The following is a 687-nucleotide window of genomic DNA, read 5'->3' on the forward strand; positions in this document are numbered from 1 at the left end:
AAAAGATAATAAAAAACTACGTGGAAAGACCGCATTTTATATAAAAATATACGTTAAGTTGATGGATGTGTGGTGCTACCCCATTTATTACAAATTCATCAACAATGTGAGTTTGCACTTTACTCATATGAGAAGATGGATGAAATTGCTAGTGACAGTATTGTAAGTGGAGCTAAATTTTGGTGTTATGCTCAATCAATGTTGAGTTGTACTGCTAACATTTCTAAGTATTTATGGGGACGAAAATATGGTGAAGATAGAGAATTAATTAGGAATTTATTGGATATTAATGATGATTCTTTATTGAAGGATAGACAAGTCAGGAATCATATTGAACATTTTGATGAGCGATTATTACAATGGGAAAAAAGAATTCAAGATGATGAAATTTACACAGATGCAGGTATAGGAACAGAAGAAAATTATAACGAATATATTTATAGACCATTTCGTTATTATACTTGGGATACCAATATAATATATTTTAGGGATTTAAAATTTGATATTAATAATATTGTACTTGAAATAAATAGGGTAAGAAATAAATGTATGAAGGTATTAGCCGAAATGTATGAAATTGAGATAAGTAGTGATTATAGGGGTACCGCCACACACATCCATCAACTTAAGGATTTAGACTATTCTTAAACTTAAAAGCACGTTACTATTCTCTTATGTTAATGAGAA

At 29.4% G+C, this 687-nt stretch carries 1 protein-coding gene; it reads left to right on the plus strand.

From position 1 onward, the window contains the following. Positions 1 to 135: 135 nt before the first annotated feature. On the plus strand, positions 136 to 648 hold the full coding sequence (locus tag PDQ33_RS28975) for a hypothetical protein (protein ID WP_270787891.1): 513 nt from the start codon (positions 136 to 138) through the stop codon (positions 646 to 648). Positions 649 to 687 lie beyond the last annotated feature (39 nt).

The sequence above is a fragment of the Bacillus cereus group sp. Bc031 genome, assembly GCF_027716265.1.
In the GTDB taxonomy this organism is placed as follows: domain Bacteria; phylum Bacillota; class Bacilli; order Bacillales; family Bacillaceae_G; genus Bacillus_A; species Bacillus_A paranthracis.